At 64.8% G+C, this 22247-nt stretch carries 20 protein-coding genes; 11 read left to right on the top strand and 9 right to left on the bottom strand.

The annotated features are described in order from the left end of the window. Positions 1-31: 31 nt before the first annotated feature. Positions 32-1018, bottom strand: a complete 987-nt coding sequence (locus LPJ38_RS29940) for an ABC transporter ATP-binding protein (RefSeq protein ID WP_145640684.1) — start codon at positions 1016-1018, stop codon at positions 32-34. A 269-nt stretch (positions 1019-1287) separates the two neighbouring features. On the opposite strand from LPJ38_RS29940, the gene LPJ38_RS29935 reads away from it, so the two are divergent. Further along, positions 1288-1995, top strand: coding sequence for a GntR family transcriptional regulator (locus LPJ38_RS29935; RefSeq protein WP_145640686.1), 708 nt, complete (start codon positions 1288-1290; stop codon positions 1993-1995). Positions 1996-2386: 391 nt separating this feature from the next. Further along, on the top strand, positions 2387-3931 hold the full coding sequence (locus LPJ38_RS29930) for an FAD-dependent oxidoreductase (protein ID WP_167520707.1): 1545 nt from the start codon (positions 2387-2389) through the stop codon (positions 3929-3931). Positions 3932-3969: 38 nt separating this feature from the next. Here the strand turns inward: LPJ38_RS29930 and LPJ38_RS29925 are convergent, their stop codons facing one another. Continuing rightward, a complete protein-coding gene (locus tag LPJ38_RS29925; protein ID WP_145640688.1) occupies positions 3970-4179 on the bottom strand; it encodes a hypothetical protein in 210 nt (69 codons plus the stop codon). A 360-nt stretch (positions 4180-4539) separates the two neighbouring features. Between LPJ38_RS29925 and glsA the strand changes: the two genes are divergently transcribed. From glsA to LPJ38_RS29900, 5 genes are all read left to right on the top strand, one after another. Then, complete coding sequence (gene glsA, locus LPJ38_RS29920) at positions 4540-5535, top strand: glutaminase A (RefSeq protein WP_145640690.1); 996 nt, start codon at positions 4540-4542, stop codon at positions 5533-5535. Between the two features lie 69 nt (positions 5536-5604). After that, the gene (locus LPJ38_RS29915; protein WP_231088449.1) at positions 5605-7248 is read left to right on the top strand and encodes an MFS transporter; all 1644 of its coding nucleotides are present in this window, start codon (positions 5605-5607) and stop codon (positions 7246-7248) included. 377 nt (positions 7249-7625) lie between these two features. Further along, positions 7626-8189: an HdeD family acid-resistance protein gene (locus LPJ38_RS29910; RefSeq protein ID WP_145640692.1), complete on the top strand. Its 564-nt coding sequence runs from the start codon at positions 7626-7628 to the stop codon at positions 8187-8189. Positions 8190-8206: 17 nt separating this feature from the next. After that, entirely contained in the window at positions 8207-9547 is a 1341-nt protein-coding gene (locus tag LPJ38_RS29905) for a metal-dependent hydrolase family protein (protein ID WP_145640694.1), read from the top strand. Between the two features lie 229 nt (positions 9548-9776). Next, positions 9777-11522 (top strand): CYTH and CHAD domain-containing protein, encoded by a 1746-nt coding sequence (locus LPJ38_RS29900; RefSeq protein WP_145640696.1) that lies wholly within the window; start codon positions 9777-9779, stop codon positions 11520-11522. Positions 11523-11639: 117 nt separating this feature from the next. Here the strand turns inward: LPJ38_RS29900 and LPJ38_RS29895 are convergent, their stop codons facing one another. From LPJ38_RS29895 to LPJ38_RS29875, 5 genes are all read right to left on the bottom strand, one after another. Then, positions 11640-12263, bottom strand: a complete 624-nt coding sequence (locus LPJ38_RS29895) for a transglutaminase-like cysteine peptidase (RefSeq protein WP_167520708.1) — start codon at positions 12261-12263, stop codon at positions 11640-11642. A 330-nt stretch (positions 12264-12593) separates the two neighbouring features. Further along, on the bottom strand, positions 12594-13205 hold the full coding sequence (locus LPJ38_RS29890; RefSeq protein ID WP_008565596.1) for a PilZ domain-containing protein: 612 nt from the start codon (positions 13203-13205) through the stop codon (positions 12594-12596). Positions 13206-13274: 69 nt separating this feature from the next. Continuing rightward, positions 13275-14438: an MFS transporter gene (locus tag LPJ38_RS29885; RefSeq protein ID WP_145640700.1), complete on the bottom strand. Its 1164-nt coding sequence runs from the start codon at positions 14436-14438 to the stop codon at positions 13275-13277. 70 nt (positions 14439-14508) lie between these two features. Next, positions 14509-15720, bottom strand: a complete 1212-nt coding sequence (locus LPJ38_RS29880) for an MFS transporter (protein WP_145640751.1) — start codon at positions 15718-15720, stop codon at positions 14509-14511. Positions 15721-15855: 135 nt separating this feature from the next. Continuing rightward, entirely contained in the window at positions 15856-16356 is a 501-nt protein-coding gene (locus LPJ38_RS29875; RefSeq protein ID WP_145640703.1) for a P-loop nucleotide/nucleoside kinase family protein, read from the bottom strand. Positions 16357-16374: 18 nt separating this feature from the next. Here LPJ38_RS29875 and LPJ38_RS29870 point away from each other — a divergent pair, with 18 nt between their 5' ends. The 4 genes from LPJ38_RS29870 to LPJ38_RS29855 all read left to right on the top strand — a co-directional run bounded on the left by LPJ38_RS29870 (position 16375) and on the right by LPJ38_RS29855 (position 21240). Continuing rightward, positions 16375-17322 (top strand): class I SAM-dependent methyltransferase, encoded by a 948-nt coding sequence (locus tag LPJ38_RS29870; RefSeq protein WP_231088682.1) that lies wholly within the window; start codon positions 16375-16377, stop codon positions 17320-17322. Positions 17323-17488: 166 nt separating this feature from the next. Next, positions 17489-18640: a zinc-binding dehydrogenase gene (locus LPJ38_RS29865; RefSeq protein WP_145640708.1), complete on the top strand. Its 1152-nt coding sequence runs from the start codon at positions 17489-17491 to the stop codon at positions 18638-18640. A gap of 8 nt (positions 18641-18648) precedes the next feature. Then, positions 18649-19065: a VOC family protein gene (locus LPJ38_RS29860; RefSeq protein ID WP_145640711.1), complete on the top strand. Its 417-nt coding sequence runs from the start codon at positions 18649-18651 to the stop codon at positions 19063-19065. 225 nt (positions 19066-19290) lie between these two features. Next, positions 19291-21240: a DEAD/DEAH box helicase gene (locus LPJ38_RS29855; RefSeq protein ID WP_145640713.1), complete on the top strand. Its 1950-nt coding sequence runs from the start codon at positions 19291-19293 to the stop codon at positions 21238-21240. Positions 21241-21315: 75 nt separating this feature from the next. Here LPJ38_RS29855 and LPJ38_RS29850 read toward each other — a convergent pair whose 3' ends face one another. Together LPJ38_RS29850 and LPJ38_RS29845 are read right to left on the bottom strand one after the other, a co-directional pair. Then, positions 21316-21609, bottom strand: a complete 294-nt coding sequence (locus LPJ38_RS29850) for a hypothetical protein (protein WP_145640715.1) — start codon at positions 21607-21609, stop codon at positions 21316-21318. 123 nt (positions 21610-21732) lie between these two features. Further along, positions 21733-22239: a GNAT family N-acetyltransferase gene (locus LPJ38_RS29845; RefSeq protein WP_145640718.1), complete on the bottom strand. Its 507-nt coding sequence runs from the start codon at positions 22237-22239 to the stop codon at positions 21733-21735. Positions 22240-22247: the final 8 nt, after the last annotated feature.

Genomic DNA, 22247 nt, shown 5'->3' with positions numbered 1-22247 from the left:
CTGTGTTGCGCATTCTCTGGCATGACGGGCGCTATTGCAGGCGTTGCGCCTTGGCGGGATCCCAGGTGGCCAGCACGCGATCGCCCGGACGGAATGGATGGACGTCAAAGGCGGCCTCGGGAACGTGGGAGAACAGGGCGGTGCCGTCGTCGAGCGTGAGCGAGACGGCGATGTAGGAGCCCTGGTATTCGGTCTGGGTCAGCAGCGCCGGCGCGCCGAATGCGCCGTCAGTGAACGGCAGGATGCCGAGCTGATCGGCGCGCACGGCGATGAGCCTGCCGGCGTCGCTGAGCACGTTGTGCCCGCCGATGAAGCGCGCCACGAATTCCGTGCGGGGATGGTGGAAGATGTCGCGGGCCGTGCCCTGCTGTTCGATGCGGCCATGGTTCATCACCACGATGTGGTCGGCGAGCGCCATCGCCTCCTCCTGGCCGTGGGTGACCTGGATGAAGCTGATGCCGAGCTCGCGCTGCAGTCGCTTCAACTCGCCGCGCATCTTGACCCGCAGGAACGGGTCGAGCGCCGAGAGCGGCTCGTCGAGCAGGAGGATCTGCGGCTCGGTGATCAGCGCACGGGCGAGCGCCACGCGCTGCTGCTGGCCGCCGGAGAGCTGCGCCGGCAGACGGCCCGCATATTGGCTCATCGCCACCAGCTCGAGCAGTTCGCCGGCCCGCTTGTGCCGGGTCGGCTTGTCGATGCCGCGCATCTTGAGTGCGAAAGCGACGTTGTCGATCACGGATAGATGCGGAAACAGCGCGTAGGACTGGAACATCATCGCCGTGCCGCGCTCGGCGGGCGGAAGATCAGTGACGTTCTGCGCGCCGAGGATGATGTCGCCCGCGCTGACCGCCTCGTGGCCCGCGATCATGCGCAGGGTCGAGGTCTTGCCGCAGCCGGACGGGCCGAGCAGGCAGCAATAGGTGCCGGCCGGGATCTTCAGGTTGACGTTGTCGACCGCCAGCGTGGCGTCGTAGCGTTTGGTGACGGCGACCAGTTCGAGAGCGGCGGGAATGGCCATGGCGTGTCCGAGAGGAGGGCGGTGCTTCCGGGTCTCTCCGCAAGGTCCGTGCCAACAGCTCCTGTCTGCCCCGATTCCCAAAACTGTGCAGCGGAGTCAGAACGTTAGATCGAATCCGATTGATCCGGGGCACCTGTCGGCTGTCCGGACACCTGCACACAAAATGTGCGACGATTGTATAAAGTTTCACCTGTGATTGGATACAGATCGTCGACTAACATCCGCATTCGAACGTTGCCGATCAGCCCTCAAATTCGACGCCTGCACCCATGGCTGCCAGAACCCGTCCGAAATCCGACGCGCCAGACGCCAGTGATCGCGTCAGCCGCATCAGGGAGGGCGTGACTGCCGCGATCCTGGAGCATCGTCTGCTGCCGGGGACCAAGCTCGGGGAGGACGAGATCGGCGACATCTATGGCGCGAGCCGTACGCTGGTTCGCACCGCGCTGCAGCAGCTCGCGCATGAGGGCATCGTCAACATCGAGAAGAATCGCGGGGCCTTCGTCGCACGCCCGACCCCTGCCGATGCCCGCGAGGTGTTCGAGGCGCGTCGCCTGATTGAGCCGACGATCGTCGATCACGCCATCGATGCCGTGTCGCCGGACTGGGTTGATCGCCTGCAACGACATCTCGCCGACGAGCGCGAGGCCGAGCTGCGCGGCGATGCGCGCGCCTCCGTCCGCCTCTCCGGCGAGTTCCACCGGCTCGTCGCCGAGATGAGCGGCCACAGCATCTATCTCGGCTTCCTGAAGGAGCTGATCGCGCGCTCCTCGCTCATCATCCTGCTCTATCGTCGCCACGACACGCCGGCCTGCGGCACCGATCATCACGCAGGGATCGTCGCCGCGATCCGCAAGCGCGACAGGGAGGCCGCGCGCGCGCAGATGCTGTCGCATCTGACCGAGATCGAGGCCGAGCTGTTCCTGAAGGATCCGGCGGCCGATGAGCTTCGGCTCGCGGATGTGCTTGGCGTCTGACCCGAACGGATCGCAGCCGGAGCTGCGTTCCTGACTCAGTGGCCCGATTTGCTTTCTGCGGCGAACCGTCCCTCTGGGGTGATCTCGTAGTCGCCGTTTCGCTTTGTCATCAGCCCTGACCTGACCATTTCGCACGCAAGCTGTACCGAGCAGACCGGATTGCTGCCCCCGGGGTGGTACAGCCTGTCGTTTCGGACCTGCAGGTGGCCGTACAGCTGGGCCAGACGCAATGCCCTACGCATTCCAGGTGATGGATTTGCCATGCCGGTTTAAGCGCCGGTGCAGTGAAGGTTCCTAATGGGCGCGAGGGACCTGCAATGGCGTTTCTCCTCGGCAGGGCCGCTAGGAACCCCCGTTCTGCTGCATCGTTCTTTTTTCAAGGAGCAGCGTCATGAACGTACGGGACGAGTACACGCGATCGCTCTGGATGGAAGTTCCGGTCGCAGAGGCTCCGGCGCTGTCGCAGACGGGCGTAGACGTCGCCGTCATCGGATCCGGGATAGCTGGACTGTCGGTTGCATATGAACTCGCCAGCCGCGGACGTTCGGTCGCGGTACTCGATCGCGGCCGCATTGGCAGTGGGATGACGGCGCGCACCACGGCGCATCTGGCGACGGCGCTCGACGATGGCTATGACGAACTGGTCAGGGTACGCGGCCCTGATTGTGCGCGGCACTATTATCAAAGCGTCGAAGCGGCAATTGACCGCGCCGAGGCAATTCAGCGAGCCGAGGACATCCGCTGCGATTTTCGTAGGGTCGACGGCTACTGGCTGTTGGCGCGCGAAACGTCCGCATCTGAGCTGGATCAGGAATTGGATTGCTGTCGCCGGCTCGGGATCCCCGTCGAAAACTGCGTCGAGCGGACCGCATTCCATTCCGGAGGCCTGGTGCGTTCGTTGCGTTTTGCCCGCCAGGCGCGTCTGCACCCGACCAAATATCTCGCCGGGCTGGCCGGCGCACTTCAGCGCCGCGGGGCGCAGCTCTACGCCGACACCTGCGTAGCGAGCATCCGTCAAGAACGTGGCGACATGGTCGTGACGACTGCCTCGGGCCGCGAAGTCCACGCCGCCGACGTGGTCGTTGCGACGAACTCGCCGGTCCATGTGCAGGTGGCGATCCATACCAAGCAGGCGCCTTACCGCACCTATGCGCTCGCCGCCAAAATCCCGGCCGGTGCGATAGAGGATGCGCTGTACTGGGATACGCTCGACCCCTATCACTATGTCAGACTTCAGCCCTTCTCCGCGGACGAGGACTTCGTCATCATCGGCGGAGAAGATCACAAGTCCGGTGAAGCGGACGATGGCTCACTGCGCCTTGCCCTGCTCGAACGCTGGGCACGCGAGCGATTGCCGGCCCTGCGCGAGATTACTCATCGATGGTCCGGTCAGGTGCTGGAGCCGGCCGATTTCGTCGGCTTCATTGGTCGCAGCCCCGGCGAGGAGCACGTCTTTGTCGTCAGCGGAGACTCCGGACAGGGCATCACGAATGGGCTTGTAGCGGGCATGTTGATTGCAGATCTCATTATGACTGGCGCAAGCCCATGGGAGGAGGTCTACGCCCCGGCACGGAAGATTCAGAAGAACATCGGCACGTTCATCAGCGAGAACATCACGCCGCTGAAGAATCTCGCCGAGTATCTGACGGCAAGCGAGATCGCGAGCGTCGAACGTCTGCGGCCCGGGGAGGGGCGCCTTGTCCGCAGCGGCCTGAAAAAAATCGCGGCGTGCCGGGACCGGAACGGACATTTGCACCTGCATTCGGCAAGCTGCACCCATCTCGGCTGCGTCGTGCACTGGAATGCGCTGGAGCAGTGTTGGGACTGCCCGTGCCACGGGTCGCAGTTTGCACCCGACGGCACCGCGCTCAACGGCCCTGCTGTTTCGCCGCTCGGCGAGGTCGACAAGCCCGCCAATCTTGAAGCCGCGGAGTGAGCGGCGGTCTTGACGCGTAAGCGAAGCGCGTCCGTGGCCTATGGTAACGAAGATCCTTCGTTCCGTCTGACGATCTTCAGTACGAGTAGACCTGCGCCAAGCACCAGTAAGATGACGCCAAAGAAGGTCATGCTGCCGGATTCGAAGGTCACTCCGACCGCGGTCAGCAAGCATCCGACGACGATTGCGATGAGTCCGCCGAGCTTCTTGACCAGCAGGACATGTCCGTCACTCGCTTGTGCCACCATGTTGGGCCTCGTTACTTGATGCTGGCTGCCGTAGCGTCTCTTTTCGCTCCATGATCTTCGCAGCCCGTTGCATCATCGTACTCCAGTGCGGGAGCAATGCAATCTGGCGTTGATATCAATCTCTCTTGGGATCTTGTTTTAATAGAGTTCGCCGTATGCGCGACAGTTGGCCTTACATATTTGCCTAAATATCCCGGTTGATTGCCCGGTCGTGCATCTCTCATGGAGCCGTATGGCAGAGTTGCAGAATCGCCTTATGGTTGCAAATTGACTCCGTCGGGTTTGCGGAATCAACTGGCTGGAGCGTCGAGTTCTAGAACGGAGCCGACCTGCGTTGAATCCGTTCTACGGAGTAGTGCCATGGCGCGACCTCTGGCTGACGAACGAGAGGCGGCTTACGTTTCGACCGGCCATCTGCCTGGTCCGGAAACGGTGCAGGCACTGGTTGTCGAGGCGCAGCGGCGCTTTCAATCAAACCGTGATGGGACCAATTCGCAGGTGTACCCCGCGCTTGCGCGCGTGCCGAGCGAGTTGTTCGGCGTGTGTGTCGTCGGAACCAGCGGTCAGGTCTATGGCGCCGGCGAAATCGACTACGAATTTTCAATCATGAGCGTGTCAAAGCCGTTCGTGTTCGCGCTGGTCTGCGAGACCATCGGACCGGAGGAAGCGCGCACCAGGCTCGGGGCCAATGCGACCGGGCTTCCGTTCAATTCGCTTGCGGCCATCGAGCAGGGCAGCGGCCGCACCAATCCCATGGTGAATGCTGGTGCAATTGCGACCACCAGCCTCGCGCCCGGAGCCAATGCCGCGGCGCGGTGGGAGTTCATTCATGACGGACTGTCGCGCTTTGCCGGTCGTAAGCTGCCGCTCAATGAAGAGGTCTACGCATCGGCATCGGAGACCAATTTCCGCAACCGCAGCATTGCGCGGTTGCTGGAGAGCTATGACCGCATCTATTGCGACGCAAAGGAAGCGACGGACCTCTACACGAGGCAGTGCTCGCTCAACGTGACCGCCCGTGACCTCGCCGTGATGGGCGCGACTCTGGCCGATGGTGGCGTCAATCCGGTAACCAGGCAGCGCGTGGTCGATGCTTCGGTCTGCCATTATGCGCTCGCCGTCATGATCACAGCCGGGCTCTACGAGACCTCGGGCGACTGGCTCTACGACATCGGCCTGCCCGGCAAGAGCGGGATCGGCGGTGGCATCGTCGCGGTATCTCCGGGCAAGGGCGGCTTCGGCACCTTCGCACCGCCGCTCGATGCCGCCGGCAACAGCGTGCGGGGACAGCTCGCAGCAAAGTTCCTGTCGCAGCGGCTGGGAATGGATCTGTTCGTGTCGAAACCGGAAGAATGATCGATGCCGGGAGGAGTGGCGGGCTCATAGCTGGGCCGGTCGCAACGCCGATTTGAGCCGGAGGACGTCATGGCGACCACGCAGACAATGCCGATCGGCACCGTCCACCAGGAAGAGCGTGCATCCTGGCTTCCCATGATCGCAATCGCGCTCGGCCAAATGATCATGTCGTTCAACGTGGCTTCGCTGCCGGTGGCCATGGGCGGCATGGTCGCCACCTTTGGCGTCGCACCCACCACGGTCGCGACGGGTATCGTCGCCTATTCGATGCTGGTAGCCGGTTTCGTCATGCTCGGCGCCAAGCTCGCCCAGCGCTTTGGCGCGTTGCAGGTGTTCCGCGGCGCGGTCGTGCTGTTTTTCGTCTCACAGCTCATGATGACATTCAGCCCGTCGGCCGCTGTCATGATCTCGGCGCAGGCGCTGTGCGGCGCCGCAGGTTCGGTCATCGTGCCCTCGCTGGTCGCTCTGATCGCCGAAAATTATGCCGGTCGCCAGCAGGCAACGGCGCTCGGCGCGCTTGGCTCGGCCCGCGCGGCAGCCGGCGTGCTGGCCTTCGTGGTCGGCGGCGTGCTTGGAACGTATATCGGCTGGCGACCGGCATTCGGCATTCTGATCGCTGCATCCGCGATCGTGTTCCTGATGAGCTTCCGCCTGAAGCCTGATCGCGGCCGCCCCGATGTGCAGATCGATCTCGTCGGCGTTGCGCTTGCCGCGAGCGCGATCATCCTGATCAGCTTCGGCTTCAATAATCTGAACGGCTGGGGTCTCGCGGTGGCGACGCCGAGCGCGCCGTTCGATCTGCTCGGGTTCTCACCTGCACCGGTCATGATCGTGCTCGGGGTCGTCCTCGGGCAGGCGTTTCTGCTGTGGACGCACCGGCGGCAGGCCGCCGGCAAGACGCCGCTGCTGGCGCTGGAGGTGATCGATTCGCCGGAGGAGCGCTGCGCGGTCTTCGCGCTATTTGCCGTAGTCGCGCTGGAAGCCGCGTTGAACTTCACGGTGCCGCTCTACATCCAGATCGTGCAGGGGCGTTCGCCGCTTGCCACGGCAGTCGCAATGATGCCTTTCAACCTCACTGTCTTCTTCTCGGCGATGCTGATCGTCAACGTCTACGAACGGCTGACGCCACGACAGATCGGCCGCTATGGCTTTGCGCTTTGCACCATCGCGCTGGTCTGGCTCGCCTTCGTCGTGCGCAATGACTGGAGCGAGATTCCGGTTCTGTTCGGGCTCGTCCTGTTCGGCATCGGCCAGGGCTCGCTGGTGACACTGCTGTTCAATGTGCTGGTGACGGCCTCTCCAAAAGCGCTCGCCGGCGATGTCGGCTCCCTGCGTGGCACGACGCAAAACCTTGCCGCCGCAGTCGGGACCGCGGTGGCCGGTGCACTTATGGTCGGTCTCCTCAGTACCATCGCCCTCGGCAAGATCACGGCAAATCCGGTCCTCACGCCCGAGCTCCAGGCCCAGGTCGATCTCGACAACATCACCTTCGTCAGCAACGACCGCCTGCGTAGCGTGCTCGAGCGCACCAGCGGCACGCCGGAGCAAGTCACGGAGGCCGTCCGCGTCAACACCGAGGCGCGACTGCGCGCGCTGAAGATCGGGCTCCTGATCATGGCGGGTCTCTCGCTGATCGCAATCATCCCGGCGGGGCGTCTTCCAGACTATCTGCCGGGCGAAATCCCGAGCGATGAGTCCACTGCAAAAACGTGAGTTGAACTAGGGGCAGGGACTTTCCGAAGGAGAGCCCGGACATGAGATCGATGAGTGAGATGGATCGCCGCGACGCGCTGCGCACACTGTTGGGAGGCGTGATCCTCGCGGGCGCCGGCGTGAGCCTGTGGCCGCAGGACGCAGCTGCATTGCCGGAGTTGGAACGGATCGATGCCACAACTCCGTCCAGACGTGACGGCGCCGGTCGCGACTTTGCGCAAAATGCCCGTCCATTGCCGGCACCAAGCCATCGTCCGCCACATCGACCACCGCACCGGCCGCCGTCTTGGCATCGGCGACGCCGGCGCTGGGAATGCTGGTGGCATCGCGGCCGCCGCCATTGCGGCTGGCGCTGGAGATAATCGAAGGAGGACGTCATGACGATTTACGATCACAGCGCGCCGATGGGCGCTACCGGCCTGCCGCAACCATCCCGCTGGGTCTGCGTCCTGCTGGGGCTCTTCATGATGTTCGCGGGACTCATGGTGCTGGGCGACGTCGCGTTCTTCACCGTGGTCAGTGCCCTCTTCATCGGCTGGGTGGCCATCGCCACCGGCGCCTTCGAGATATTCCACGCGTTCTGGACCAAGGGCTGGGGCGGCTTCCTCTGGCAAGTGGTGCTCGGCATTCTCTACATCGCCTTCGGCATCATCCTCGTTAGCCAGCCACTGACGGGCGCGCTGCTGCTCACCTATGTGCTCGGCCTTGCGCTGCTCATCTCCGGCGTTGTGCGCATGCTGATTGGCTTCGGCCGGTGGCAGCAGGGCGGCGGGATCATGGTCGCATCCGGCCTGTTCGGCGTTCTGGCGGGTCTCGTCATCCTCACGGGCTTTCCGATGACGGGGATCTGGGTCCTTGGACTGCTGCTCGGTATCGACCTTCTGTCCCACGGCATCGGGTGGCTGACCTTCGCCTGGCTGCCCGCGGCCAGACCCGCGTAGCGCTACGGAGAATGGTCATGTCAGGATTGAAGGCGCGAGCCGGACTCGCGGTGATGCTCGCGGTGCTTCTCTGTAGCGCGCTGCCTGCGCCGGCCCAGCAGGACTCCGCCATCCTGTTCCGCAACGTCAGGATATTCGACGGGAAGAACGGCACGCTCTCGGCCGCGTCCAATGTCCTCGTCAGGGACAGGAACATCGAGAAGATCTCGTCCGGCGACCTGACCGCCTCCAATCAGATAATCGACGGCGCGGGCCGCGTGTTGATGCCGGGGCTGATCGACGCGCACTGGCATACGATGCTGGTGCGTCCGACGCCGATGGCTGCGCTTGCGGGCGATATCGGTTACAACAATCTGCTTGCGGCGGCTGAGGCCACCGCGACGCTGATGCGCGGCTTCACCACCGTGCGCGACATGGGCGGGCCGAGCTTCGGCCTCAAGCAGGCCATCGACGAGGACCTTGTCGTCGGTCCCCGCATCTATCCGTCCGGCGCCATCATCACCGTCACCAGCGGTCACGGCGACTTCCGGCAGCTCTCCGATCTGCCGCGCACCATCGGCGGCATGCTCAGCCGCATGGAGCGGATCGGCGGCAGCATGGTTGCCGACAGCCCCGACGAGGTCCGCGTGCGCGCGCGCGAGCAGCTCATGCAGGGCGCTTCGCAGGTCAAGCTCACCGCGGGCGGCGGCGTCGCGTCGCCCTTCAGTCCGCTCGATGTCTCCACCTTCACCGAGCCGGAGCTGCGCGCGGCGGTCGAGGCCGCCGACAATTGGGGCACCTATGTCGTCACGCACGCTTACACGCCGGTCGCGATCCAGCGCTCGATCGCGGCCGGCGTCAGATGCATCGAGCACGGCCATCTCATGGACGAGGCGAGCGCGAAGCTGATCGCCGAAAAGGGAATCTGGCTCAGCACGCAGCCGTTCCTGGATCTGTCCGCCGCGGCTGGGTTGGGACCAGCGGAGCAGGATAAGCTGCGGCAGGTCGTTGCCGGCACCGACCGTGTCTATGCGCTGGCGAAAAAGTACCGCATCAAGACCGCGTTCGGCACCGACGTGCTGTTCTCGAAGGAGCTGGCGGACGAGCAGGGCTCGATGCTGGCCGCGTTGACGCGCTGGTACACGCCGGCCGAAGCGCTGACCATGGCAACGTCCACAAACGCGGAACTGCTGGGCCTCTCGGGCCCGCGAAATCCATACCCCGGCCGGCTCGGCGTGGTGGAGGAAGGCGCGCTCGCGGACCTCTTGCTGGTTGACGGCAATCCGCTCGACGACATCAGGATCATCCAGGATCCCGCGAAGAATTTCGTCGTGATCATGAAGGATGGCAGGATCTACAAGAACACGCTCGCGCACTGACGCGCGATCATGTCGGTTTCGAGCTCGGCGCGACTCGCTATCGATTCGATTGCCTGACGATGGCGCCGCAGCAACTTAGCTCGTCATGTCGCGCCGCATTGTGACAACTTGTCCGATCCTGGCCCCTGGCGCGTCATGTGAATGCCGGGAAAGCTCAAGGCTACTGTTCATCGCGGACCAGTCCAGCTATATGCTGTGGCTCTGTCATTGAACTGTCATGTTATCGTAGATGCTAAAATCAGACGCAGCGCCGCTTCGCAAGACACCGAGCGCGCGGGACGCCAATCCTGCTCCCAAGGACAACAAGAGAACGCAAGTCGCTGCGGGCTTCCTGAGGCAAATTGAGGACGGCGCGGAACCCGCGAATACCGAGGGCGCTGTGATTGATCAGACGCCATCGCAAGACGCGACCCCTCCGTCAACTCGGTCGGCCGCCACCGCAAAGCCCGCCGGCGAAATCGAGCTCAAGCTCATCGTCGATGCCGATCGCATGGCGCATTTCAACGCCGCGCCAGTCATCGCGGCGCATGCGCGGAACAAGGGCTCGCGGAAGCATCTGAAGTCCGTCTATTACGACACGCCCGAGCGGACGCTTCGGCGCAACGGCCTCAGCCTGCGGGTGCGCCAGAGCGGGGCGCGCTTCGTGCAGACCGTGAAGACCGATGCCGCGGATGATCCGCTGCGTCGTGGCGAGTGGGAGGCGAGCGTGCCTTCGCTCGCGCCCGATCTTGCTTTGGCGATGCCCTTCGTCCCGGAGAAGCTTCGCGGCGTTCTCGAAGCGCAGGCGCTCGAAGCCGTCTTCACCGCCGACACCCATCGCCACGCCCGGATCGTCGATTTGCCGTCGGGAACGGTGGAGGTCGCCTTCGACCGTGGCGAGCTGGCGGCCGGCGATCGGTCGATGCCGGTGAGCGAGATCGAGCTGGAGCTCAAGGATGGCAGCGCGAGCACGATCTACGAGATCGCGTTGCGGCTGGCCGAGCACGGGGTGGTGAAGCCGTCCATCCGCAGCAAATCGGCGCGCGGCTTCGATCTCGCAGCGGGCGTGCCGCCGGCGGCCCGCCGTCCGCGCAAACTTCGCCTCGATCCTTCAGTCACGCTCGACGACGCCTTCGCAACGATCCTGCGCTCCTGCTTCCTGCATCTGCTGCAGTCGCTGCCGGCGGCCGAGGACGGCCGCAATCCGGAGGGCGTGCATCAACTCCGCGTCGCGCTGCGTCGGCTCCGGTCGGCTCTGGACCTGATGCGATCGGTCGGCACGCTCAGCAATCTCGACGCGCTGCGCTCGGAAGCCAAATGGCTGGCGCAGGATCTGTCCGCCGCGCGCGATTGGGACGTGTTCCAGCTCGAAACCCTGCCGACGATCGCGAAGGCCTGTCCTTCCGTCGCCGGCTTCGATGCGCTCGGCCGGGCTGCGGCCCAGCGGCAGTCCGGCGCCTATCGCAAGGCGCATCATGCGCTCGCCGATCGCCGCTGTGCACTATTCCTGATCGGCCTTGGCAACTGGATCGAGGCGCGGGGCTGGCGCAGCGATGTCCCTGCCGAAGATCTCGGCCGGCTCGCCGAGCCCGCGGTCAATTTTGCCCAGCGTATCCTGTCGGAGCAATATGTGAAGCTGCTCAAGCGGGGCCGCCGTTTCAAATCGCTTTCCGTGGAACAGCTGCATCGGGTGCGGCTCGCGACCAAGCGGCTGCGCTATCTCAGCGAGTTCCTGCTGCCGCTCTACGAGGATCGCAAATCCACCAAGCGCTTCTCGCGCCGGCTCGCCGCTCTGCAGGAGGAACTCGGCGCCTTCAACGACATGGCGGTCACGGCATCGCTGCTCGAGGGGCTCGATGCCGAGCCCGACAGCGCCGTCGCCGCCGCGGCCATCGCCGGCTGGCAGGCGCGCGCCTCGATCGGCGTCCAGCCATCACTGCAAGGCACGTGGCGCGATTTCACCGCCGCGCGGGTGCCGTGGGCGTCACAGGGCTGATTGCGCATCCTCGAAAAGTTGCGGCCAGCCATTGGGGGATGGCTGGCCGCGCGCGAACCGGTCTGGGACGGGGAGGGGTGGGGATGTGACCGGGTCGCGTAACCTGTTGTCTCGTTCCTAATCTCTCGCGCTGGCGGTGGAGACCGCCGGCTTGGTATCGCCGAGCGAGACCCAGACGTTGGGATCGCTCTGCGACTGGCGCTTGACGAAGCGGTAGCCGGTCTCCGTCCAGGCCAGGACGTTCTCGTTCTGATTGTCGAGAACGAACTCGCCCTTGTCGGTTTTCACCGTCAGCACGGCGTGACCTTCGCCCTTCTTGTCGCGCACGACGGTGATGAGCAGGGCCTCGCGCGGCCATCCGGCATCCATCAGCATCTTGCGCTTCAACAGCACGTAGTCTTCACAGTCGCCGTAACCGTCGGTCGGCAGCGACCACTTCTCGATCACGCCCCAGTGCTCCTGGTCGGTCAAAGGCTTCACGGTCTCGTTGACCCAGCGATTGACCTTGACGAGGTCGCGCCATGCCGCCTGCGACATCACGATGTCGCGTGCCTGCGTCGGCGCGCCCTTGCACTGAGCGGCGTTGTCCGCACAGAATTCGACCCAGCCGATCGGCGCACGCGTGGTGTCGCCGAGGCTCGCATAGAGCAGTCGGCTCTCGCCGGCCTGCGCTGCTGCGCTGATCCCGAAGAGCATGGCGGCCAGCGCCAGCACCTTCCCCTGTCCCCTGAAATCAAACATTGCGGCCCCCGTTTCTTGTTGGGACCACATTTGACATGCAGCTTTTGAGTTGCCGCTAAGTCGGTCAAGTCAAGTTGAGACGAATGCAAGTAAAAGGCGAGGCGAATTCGATCTATACTTGAATCGAATTCTCATAAAATTTGAAATGACTGCAACTGATTCAAATTTTATCTATTAACGCGCAAACGCTGGCGGAACCGTCGTTTGCGCGCAATTGCTCGCTTGCGTTAACTCGCATCGGGATGGCCGCAACGCACGAAAAAGGCGGCGTCCGCATCGCGGAGGCCGCCTTCGAGGCTTGAAATACAGGGGGGTTCCCGCTGTCGCGCTTTACCGCGCGGTAACGCTCTCTTCGAGAGTCTCGATCGGCTGCTCGTGCATGAACTCCAGCGCGAAGCCGTCTTCGAGGTTGCGGACCACGCGGCCCTGCACCCGCCCGAGGAAAACAGTCGATTTCAGAGGCGGGCGGTTTTCCGCGGCGATCGCAGCACCTGACAGCGAGAGGTCGATGATGCGGCAGGTCATCTTGGTGCCGTCCTCGAGCGTCAGCACGGCGATGGGGTTGCGGGGCACGATACGGTCGTGGCGGCGGTCCTCGGGCAGGTTGAGGATGTCGCGGTTGGCGAGCCAGGTCAGCTGGGCCGCGAGCTTGTCGCGCTTGCGCGGCGTTGCCCCGATCGTCATGGCGAAGCCATTGTCGATGATGCGGGTGATCTTGCCCTCGACCCGGCCGATATGGTCGAGATAGGCAACCACGCGGTCGCCGACATTGCCGATGCCGGGGGCGAGTAGCGCGAGCCCGCCCGGCGACATGTTGATGACCTGGCAGGGGAATTCACGTCGGTCCGGCAGCATGTAACGGCCGAGCAGGTGCACCTTCACCCGCTGGAAACGCCGACGCTCCTCGGCGGCCGGAAGAAATTTTTTGTTCGCCAACGCCATTTTCAACACCCGACCCCCCGCCCGGGCGGAGTCCGGCACGACCCTAAGGTGCATAGGGTTAATGCCGCGTTAGGATCGGGCGCGCCGCTCACGGACAGACACAATACGCTCGAAAAGCAACATCAGGGGCAGGCAGGCCAGCACCGTCAGTGCGCCGAGGTCGAACGCAGCTGCGGCCGTGCCGGCCGACTTGGCGAGCCGGCCCGCGAGAGCCGGCCCCAACATCATCGCGGCATAAAAGAGGGTGTAGAACACGCCCATCCCAAGGGCGCGCGTCTCCGGCGCAAGGACGCGGGCGGCGAGGCTCATCATCGGGCCGGCCGGAAGGCCGCCGACCAGTCCGCCCAGGATCAGGATGGTGATCACGGCGTCGGATCGGCTCATCCAGGCCAGCAGGGCGGCCACGACGAGGCTGGCCGCGATCGTCAGAACAAAGGGCTTGCCGCGATCGGCGAGGTAGCCACCGGCCGGTACCGAGATCACTGACAGCCACATCACGACGCTGATCGCCGAGCCCGCCGCCGCGATGCTCCAGCCGCGCTCCGTCAGCAGCGTCGGGCCGAACGAGAAGATCATGGCAAAGGCAATATTATAAAGGCCCCAGATCATGCCCGCGACGATCACCGCCAGCAGGGCAAGAGCATCGGGCCAGCCCGAGGCGGCAGCGCCAACCGTTACCGCCGGGGGCGGCTGGTAGAACATGATCAGCGCAATACCGATTGCGGTCAGTACACCTGCTGCCAGGAACACCGCGCCTGCGCCATAGGCGGTCCCGATCGAAGGCAGCACCAGAAGCGAGATCCCAACGCCAACCGGCCAGGAATTGACGAAGATCGCCATCGCGGTCGCGATCTCCCTGCCGGCAAACCAGTCGGTGGCCATCTTGGTGAGCTGCACCGTCAGCAGCACGCCGCCGGCGCCCGAGGCCAGGCGGCCGGCCATCTGCCAGCCCCAGATGTCGGTTGTGGCCATGACCAGGCTGCCGGCCGTCATCAGCAAGAGCGCCAGGATCGTCGTCGGCTTGTCGCCGAGAGCCCGGCCGATCGCGCCGCTTGGCAGTGCCAGCACGATGCCAGGCGTGAAATAGAGCCCGATCAGGATCCCGATATCGGCAATCCCGACGCCAAAGCTCCCTTGCAGCAGCGGCGCGACCGCGGCCACGCTCTGAAATTGAAATGCGATGGTGAGGCGCACGACGAACAGGATTGCAAGAATGCCCCAGCGATTGCGCAACGTGTCGTCTCCCCGGCCGCCGCTGCAAGCGTGCGGCGGAGACAGGCGGGAGTCAACCGGGCCCGCTTCGCTACGTCGGCTTCGCAGCGCGCAGCAGAAGCAGCAGCACCAGCAGGACGGCGGCAGACAGGCCGAGCGACCAGTGGATGCCGATCGCCGCGCCTGACAGCCCGACGGTGATGCCGCTGAAGGCCCGCATCCCGAGCCCGGCCATATTATAGAGGCCGACGACGCGGCCGCGGATGTCGTGCGGCGCGTTCAGCTGCACAAGCGCCTGCGCCATGGTGTTGAACGAGAGCTCGAAGAAGCCCGCGCAGAACAGCAGCACGATGGCGACCGGATAGATCCGGACCAGGGCGAAGCCGAGCAGCGCCATGCTCCAGAGCATCGCCAGCATGATCGCGGTGCGCGGCGTGCCCTTGAGGCGGCCCCAGGATTCCAGCGCGATAGCGGCGAGCACCGCGCCGGCCGCATCCGCCGCCAGCAGCACGCTGTAGGAGACGCCGGGGTCGCCATGGCCGAGATCACCGGCATAGCCCGGCATCTGGGCGTGATAGGCGTTGCCGATCATGAAGGAGGTGAGGCCGGCGAGCCAGGTCATCGCCGCCAGCACCGGCTGAGTGCCGATCGCGCGCATCGTCAGCACGATGTCGGCAAGGCCACGCACCGCGAAGCGCCGCACCGCCACGCTGCTGTCGCGGACCGGTGCCCAGAACAGCCAGAGCAGCATCGGCAGGTAGAACAGCGTGTTGAAGATGATGCCGTGCGAGGTGCCGAGGGTGAGCATGATGACGCCGCCCACCGCAGGCCCGACCAGGATGCCGAGATAGCGCGCCATCGCGTTCAGCCGCACCGCGCTCGGCAGGTCCGCAGGCGCCACGAGATCGTAGAGCAGGAGCTGGTTCGGCGTCTGCCAGAGCACGCCGGCGCAGCCATGGATCACCAGCAGCAGCATCGCGTGCCACATCTGGATGGTGTCGGTGATGAAGAAGAAGCCCCATCCGGCGGACGCCACGATGAACAGCAGCATGCCGCATTGGATGATGCGGCGCGGATCGAACCGGTCGGCGAGCCCGCCGACCGCGACCGAGAACAGCAGGAAGGGGAGCCAGTGCGACAGCACGGCAAAGCCCGCCAGCGCCGGCGAATGGAATTTCTGGAACACCACCCAATAGCTGATCACATGCTCGATGTTGTCGGCCATCATCGCGAGCACATAGGCCGTGAACTGGAGCCGATACGGCACGGATTTCATCGCCGCGAACGAGCCGGACGCGGCCATGGGATTTTGGGGAAGGGGATTCAAGGGAGCACCAAGGGTGAGATTTCGCCCGTGCGTACACGCTCATCAATGGGCGCTTCAAGATGCATGGGTGCGCAGCCCATATGTGCAAAGCGATGGCCGGCTCTTGATAGGCTAGCCGATCCTGCCCCGAACGTATTTCTCCACCCGCTCGAGGAGATGATCGACAGACCCATCGGCCGTATCGAGCACGAGATGCTCTCGATCCCACGGCTCATAGTGGTGGTTCACTATCTCCTCCCAGTTTGGGAGTTCGTGGCCACTGATATCGGCGACGCGGTCTTCCGCCCGTCTCCGGTGGATGGCGAGGTCACGGCAGATCAATTCGATCTCGACGATATGTATCGAATTTTCCGCCGCCGTCTTCCGCCAGCCGGCACGGCTCGGAAGCACCGGGTTTACGCAATCGGCAACCACGGTTCGGCTGAGCTTGAGGTTTTCGGCGGCGATGGCATTCGCTATGGCATACCCTGTCGTGCCGACCGCCAGGCCAGCCTGCCGCAAGGCCTGTTCGATGGTGTCGATGCGGAGGTATGTTGCCTTTAGCCGCGTTGCCAACTCGCGGGAGACCGTCGTCTTGCCGGTGGCCGGAAGGCCGCCGAATACGAGCAACACAGGGGGCGATTGCTGGTCATGTCTTGTGATCGGTTACGGTTCGTTCGTCGAGGCCGGAGCACGCTCCTAGGTTTGCTTCGCTCACGCGGGCGACGAAGTCCAGTAGGTTGGCTGGAGCGGAAGCGTAATCCGGGCTGCCCGATTGAGGCCGTCGCTCGAGCAGCGGCGGACAAGTCGCCCCGCGCGGGCCTCGAGATTATCGGCTACGATCCCCCCATGGAACCGAACAGCCTCTATGACCGCCCGGATCTCTATGACCTGATGGCTCCGCCAAACGCGATGCTCGAACGCTTCTATGTCGAGATTGCGCGCGAGCGCGGAAGGCGCGTTCTCGATCTTGCATGTGGCAGCGGTCGCCTGACCATTCCGCTGGCGCAAGCCGGGCTCGAGGTCGTCGGAGCCGATTTGTCTTCGGCGATGCTGGAGCGCGCGCGGAATCACGCCAGAGCGCAATCGGTCGAGCCCGGCTTCGCCCAGGTGGACATGCGCGATTTCGATCTCGGGGGACGGACCTTCGACACCATCATCGTCGCCATGAATTCGGTCCTGCACCTGCATAGCCTCGATGACTTCAAAGGCTTCTTCGGATCGGTCGGCAAGCACCTGTCGCCGAACGGCCGGCTCGTGTTCGATGCGTTCCTGCCCAACATCGCCATGCTCAACGCTGATCCCGACAAGCGGGAGTTGATCGGCACGGTCGTCCACGATGACCTTGGCATGATCACCATTGAGGAGACGGCACGATACGACCCGCTCGCACAGGTCAGGCATGTGGAGTGGTACTGGTCGAGCGAGACCGAAACGGATTTTTGGCGGGTGAAATTGCCGATGCGCAGTATCTTCCCGCAGGAGATGCCATTGCTGATCGCTTCGGGCGGCCTCGGCCTCATCGCACGCTTTGGTGATTTCGATCACAGTCCTCTGACTGCGGGCAGCATGCGTCAGATCTGTCTCTGCGGTCTCTAGTTCGTAGCCTGGATGAGCGAAGCGATATCCGGGGCATATCTTCCCGCATGTCGCTTCGCTCATGCGGGGCTACGAGACTGCTGCTTGGCACGACGTCCTATCTCACATACGCTTGTCGTCAGCCTGCACCCATCAATCATAACAAGCGGGCACTGAGGACACATCCATGGAAGCCATTCGCGTCTGCACCCACGCCGGTCCCGGCACCGAGCCCGTCATCCGCAGCGTGCCGTGGCCGAAGGTCGGCCGCAAGGCTGCGCTGATCAAGGTCGGCGCCTGCGGTGTCTGCGGCACCGATCTGCATATTCTCAAGGGACATTGGCCGAAGCCGCTGCCCTGGCCGTTCACGCTCGGCCACGAGATTGGCGGCGTCATCGTCGAGTGCGGCGATGAGTTCACCGAGGACTTCATGAGCAAGCCGCTCAAGGTCGGATCTAAGGTGATGATCCCGCCGCTGATGCCGTGCGGCCGTTGCTATTACTGCATCCACTATCCGCAGACCGCGAACAAATGCCTGACGCCGGTCTATTACGGCCGCTATCTCGGCTTCGACAAGGCGCCGCACATGTGGGGCGGCTGGGCCGAATATGTCTATGTCGATCTCGACATGCTGCCGGGCACGAAAATCTACAAGCTTCCCGACGACATGTCGCTGCGCCTCGGCGCGCTGTCGGAGCCGCTGACCTCCTGCATCCGCGCCTTCAATCGCGCCAGCCGCGCCGGCGGTTTCACCTGGGGCGATACGGTAGTGATACAGGGCTCGGGCCCGATCGGCATTCTCGCGGTCGCCGCGGCCAGGGAGATGGGGGCAGGGCGCATCATCTGCGTCGGCGCCCCGGAGGAGCCGCGGCTCAAGCTCGCGCGCGAATTCGGCGCGGAGGCAACCGTGAACATCGAAGAGCTGACGTCGCCGCAAGAGCGCATTGCGCGCGTCCGCGACATCGTCGGCGGCTTCGGCGCCGATCTCGTGATGGATTGCTCGGGCCACCCCACCGCCGGCCCCGAAGGCATCGAGATGCTGCGCGACGGCGGCACCTATGTCGAGATGGGCCAGTTCACCGATGCCGGCTCGATCGACACCTCCTGGCACCGCATCTGCACCAAGGACCTCAACGTGCTGGGATCCTGGGGCTTCACCGGCAATGATCTGCCGCTCGGCGTCGACATGCTCTACCGCACGGCCGGCAAATATCCGTGGCTGAAGATGCAGACGATCTATCCGTTTACGGAGAAGGGCGTCGCGCAGGCGGTCAAGGACGCGATGGCGATGAAGACGGTGAAGTCCACCATCGTGCCGTGGCCGGAGCTGGTGGAATGATGGCGACGATGACAGGCGAATCCAGCGCGCCCGCCCGCTCGCCCTTCAGCGCCATCCGCGCGATCGACTACACCGTCATCTTCGTGCGCGACATGGCGGCGATGCGGCGCTTCTACGAGGACGTGCTCGCCTTGTCCCTGCTGCGCGAGCTGTCGCCGAACTGGATCGAGTATGGCCTCGGCCCCAACACGCTGGTGCTGGCGAAGCCGGGCCGGACTGCGGCCGATGCGCCGACGCCTGAAGGCAGCGCCTCGCTGCAACTGGCTTTCAAAGTGTCTGCACCCGAGGTCGACCAATGCGCCGACGAGCTTCTGCGCCAGGGCGTGGCGCTGCTGTCGCCGCCGACGGACCAGCCCTTTGGTCATCGGACGCTGTTCTTCCGCGATCCCGACGGCAACCTGCTGGAGGTCTACGCGGAGATCTGAGGTCACGCGGATGGTACAAATGCCGGGGTCGAGAGCAGATATCCGCTGCAACCTTGGCGCGGCACTCTCCGCCAAGCCATGCATCACGGCACTGGTGATTTCCGGCCTGTTGGCGTAAAGAGCGCCAGATCAAATCCGGCGTGCGGCCGGGCCGTTGCCGCGCACGCAGCTTTAGGCGCCTCGGCTCGCTGTGCCGCGCCTGAATTAACCAAGGTTTCCCATCTCGTGTCTCTTCCGGCCCTGACCCCGCCGCTCGCCCGCGCTTTGGCTGAGCGGAACTATGATTCACTGACCCCCGTCCAGCTCGCGGTGCTCGCCCACGAAGCCACCAGCCGCGACCTCCTGGTCTCGGCCCAGACCGGCTCTGGCAAGACCGTCGCCTATGGGCTCGCGATCGCCAGGAATCTGCTCGATGACGCCGAGCGGTTCGGGCAGGCGGCCGCGCCGCTTGCCCTGATCGTGGCGCCGACCCGCGAGCTCGCGCTTCAGGTGCAGCGCGAGCTTGCCTGGCTCTATGGGCATGCGGGCGGCCGCGTCGTCTCCTGTGTCGGCGGCATGGATCCGCGCCGCGAGCAGCGCGAGCTCGCCGCCGGTGCGCACATCGTCGTCGGCACGCCCGGGCGGCTCTGCGATCATTTGCGCCGCGGCCGGCTCGACATCTCGGAATTGAAGGCGGTCGTTCTCGACGAGGCCGACGAGATGCTCAATCTCGGTTTCCGCGAGGACATGGAGTTCATTCTCGAGACCACGCCGGAGACGCGCCGCACCCTGCTGTTCTCGGCGACGTTCCCGCGCGGCATCGTCGCGCTGGCAAGGCAATATCAACGCGACGCGTTCCGGATCGAGGTCGCCGGCGACGAAGGCGGGCACGCCGACATCGAGTATCGCGCGATCCGGATCGCACCTGGCGATATCGAGCACGCCGTCGTCAACATGCTCCGCTTCTATGAGGCGCCGAGCGCGCTGGTGTTCTGCAGCACGCGCGATGCCGTCAGGCATCTGCAGGCGGCGCTGCTCGAGCGCGGCTTTTCCGTGGTCGCGCTGTCGGGCGAGCTGACGCAGAACGAGCGCACCATGGCGCTGCAGTCGCTCCGCGACGGACGTTCCCGTGTTTGCGTTGCGACCGACGTTGCCGCCCGCGGCATCGATCTGCCGAGCCTCGACCTCGTCATCCATGCCGATCTGCCCAATGACGCCGAGGTGATGCAGCATCGCTCCGGCCGTACCGGGCGCGCGGGCCGCAAGGGCACCAGCGTTCTTCTCGTGCCGCCGGCACGGCGGCGGCGCGCCGAGCTGCTGCTCAATGTTTCCGGCATCGATGCGGACTGGGGCACCGCGCCGCAGGCCGACGAAATCCGCAAGCTCGACCACGCCCGCATGAAGGACGTGTTGTTCACGGAGGAGACGACGCCGGACGATCTGGTGCTGGCGCAGGCGCTGTTGGCCGAGCGGTCGGCGGAGGACATCGCCGCCGCGCTGGCGCGGCTTTATCGGGCACGGCTGCCGTCCCCCGAAGACATCCTCGATCCCGGCGAACGCAGCGGCAAGCCGCGGGAGGATCGCGGTCGCGACAAATTTCAAGGTGCGGATGACGAGGATCGTCCTGGCAAGTCGCGATCGAAGCCCGGCAAGGGATCGTCGAAGCACAATATGGCAGAGGGCAGCGTCTGGTTCCGCGCCGCGATCGGTCGGCGCAAGAATGCGGAGGCGCGCTGGCTGCTGCCGATGATCTGCCGCCGCGGCGGCATCGACAAGCGCGACATCGGCGCCATCAAGATCATGGACACCACCACCGAGTTCGAGATTTCCGAGCGCGTGGCGGAGTCCTTCGCCGCCAAGATCAAGCGTCCGGACAAGGAAGACAGCATCCGCATCGAGCCGATGGCGGAGGCGCCGCAGCGGCAGGCGCCGTCGGAGGAGAGGTCATATACGCCCCGGCGCGAGAGCGCCGATGCCGATCGCCGCCCGCGTCGTGAAGATCGCGCACGCGACACAAAAGCATTCAAGCCGCGCGACAAGGCTCACGGCGAGCGCGGTCCGAGAGTCGACGAGGCTCCTTCCTTCGGAAGGAAGAACAAGCAGCGAAACAAGCCGGCCCACGCGGAGCCTTCAGTCACGCCATGGCCCGTCAAGGGTGCGGGAGGCAAGAAGGCGAAGAAGAAGCGTCGCGGGTGAGCCTCGTCATCCAGTCCGGACGGCAATGATGCCGCCGGATCGCACCGGCGACATCATCGGAAAAGTCCGGTGGGCTCAGCGGCCGCCGCCGCCACCACCACCGCCACCTCCGCCGCCGCCACCACCGGCGTCATGCAGCACCGAATTGTAGCGCGGGTCGGTCTGCTTCATGTAGACGGGCGAGATATCGGGAGCGGTACGAGCGCGCCGTCCGCCCTGGTTCGGCACCTCGACCAGACCGGCACAGCCCTCGAAGAAGGCGAACTCGCAGCCGTAGGCCCGGTACTGCGTGGCGTTGGCACTGGTCGCGCTGAACGCGGCCGTCGCAGCGAATGCAATCAAAGCAACTTTCGACAATGTGAGCTTCATGGAAGGTCTCCAGTCTCGGTTCGGCGAGACCGGAACGGTCCGCACGTTTCTTCGACGGAGGCCGGCCGAAGCCGGTTCGAGCGGGCGGCTTCACGCCCGCGTGAGCCGCGACCGGGAAGGGCGTCACGCCGCAGCGAGATCGCGAAGCATGTAGGTCGCGCCCTCGCCGTAGGAGGCGAGCTTCGTACGCAATTCCGCGTCTGCCGCCACGGGCCGAAAGCCGAGGCGTTGCCACAGCGGCTGCGTGGCATAGACCGAGACCAGCGCCAGCGCCGTGATGCCGGATGCGCGCGCGAGTTGCTCGATCATCGCGATATAGGCGCGTGCGACACCGCCGCGGGCGTCGGGCAGCACGGCGACATCATGCACGTAGAGGCAGTCCGCATCGTGGGGCAATCCAGTGAGGAAGCCGTCGAGCGGTGGAATCCGATGTTGCTTCCAGGGATGGGCGAGCCCGTAGCCGACGATCGCTTCGTCCGCAGCGAGCACGCGGCATCCATCGGGACAAAGCCGCATCTTCTCCGCGAGCACGTCGGTTCGCTCGAACAGACCAGGATGGATTCGCGCCGCGATCGCGCTGATCGCAGCGAGATCGGACGCGCGTGCGGGACGCCAATGCGGCTTGCTCATGTCGAACA

Source organism: Bradyrhizobium daqingense (assembly GCF_021044685.1).
Classification (GTDB): Bacteria; Pseudomonadota; Alphaproteobacteria; order Rhizobiales; family Xanthobacteraceae; genus Bradyrhizobium; species Bradyrhizobium daqingense.
Note: the sequence above shows the minus strand (reverse complement) of the source record. Positions and strands in the feature narration are given on the sequence as shown.

What these genes read in the sequence shown, in the direction of transcription:
- LPJ38_RS29940 (WP_145640684.1), bottom strand. Translation starts at nt 1,018, where the DNA reads ATGGCCATTCCCGCCGCTCTCGAACTGGTCGCCGTCACCAAACGCTAC.
- LPJ38_RS29935 (WP_145640686.1), top strand. Translation starts at nt 1,288, where the DNA reads ATGGCTGCCAGAACCCGTCCGAAATCCGACGCGCCAGACGCCAGTGAT.
- LPJ38_RS29930 (WP_167520707.1), top strand. Translation starts at nt 2,387, where the DNA reads ATGAACGTACGGGACGAGTACACGCGATCGCTCTGGATGGAAGTTCCG.
- LPJ38_RS29925 (WP_145640688.1), bottom strand. Translation starts at nt 4,179, where the DNA reads ATGGTGGCACAAGCGAGTGACGGACATGTCCTGCTGGTCAAGAAGCTC.
- glsA (WP_145640690.1), top strand. Translation starts at nt 4,540, where the DNA reads ATGGCGCGACCTCTGGCTGACGAACGAGAGGCGGCTTACGTTTCGACC.
- LPJ38_RS29915 (WP_231088449.1), top strand. Translation starts at nt 5,605, where the DNA reads ATGGCGACCACGCAGACAATGCCGATCGGCACCGTCCACCAGGAAGAG.
- LPJ38_RS29910 (WP_145640692.1), top strand. Translation starts at nt 7,626, where the DNA reads ATGACGATTTACGATCACAGCGCGCCGATGGGCGCTACCGGCCTGCCG.
- LPJ38_RS29905 (WP_145640694.1), top strand. Translation starts at nt 8,207, where the DNA reads ATGTCAGGATTGAAGGCGCGAGCCGGACTCGCGGTGATGCTCGCGGTG.
- LPJ38_RS29900 (WP_145640696.1), top strand. Translation starts at nt 9,777, where the DNA reads ATGCTAAAATCAGACGCAGCGCCGCTTCGCAAGACACCGAGCGCGCGG.
- LPJ38_RS29895 (WP_167520708.1), bottom strand. Translation starts at nt 12,263, where the DNA reads ATGTTTGATTTCAGGGGACAGGGGAAGGTGCTGGCGCTGGCCGCCATG.
- LPJ38_RS29890 (WP_008565596.1), bottom strand. Translation starts at nt 13,205, where the DNA reads ATGGCGTTGGCGAACAAAAAATTTCTTCCGGCCGCCGAGGAGCGTCGG.
- LPJ38_RS29880 (WP_145640751.1), bottom strand. Translation starts at nt 15,720, where the DNA reads ATGGCCGCGTCCGGCTCGTTCGCGGCGATGAAATCCGTGCCGTATCGG.
- LPJ38_RS29870 (WP_231088682.1), top strand. Translation starts at nt 16,375, where the DNA reads ATGTCTTGTGATCGGTTACGGTTCGTTCGTCGAGGCCGGAGCACGCTC.
- LPJ38_RS29865 (WP_145640708.1), top strand. Translation starts at nt 17,489, where the DNA reads ATGGAAGCCATTCGCGTCTGCACCCACGCCGGTCCCGGCACCGAGCCC.
- LPJ38_RS29860 (WP_145640711.1), top strand. Translation starts at nt 18,649, where the DNA reads ATGACAGGCGAATCCAGCGCGCCCGCCCGCTCGCCCTTCAGCGCCATC.
- LPJ38_RS29850 (WP_145640715.1), bottom strand. Translation starts at nt 21,609, where the DNA reads ATGAAGCTCACATTGTCGAAAGTTGCTTTGATTGCATTCGCTGCGACG.
- LPJ38_RS29845 (WP_145640718.1), bottom strand. Translation starts at nt 22,239, where the DNA reads ATGAGCAAGCCGCATTGGCGTCCCGCACGCGCGTCCGATCTCGCTGCG.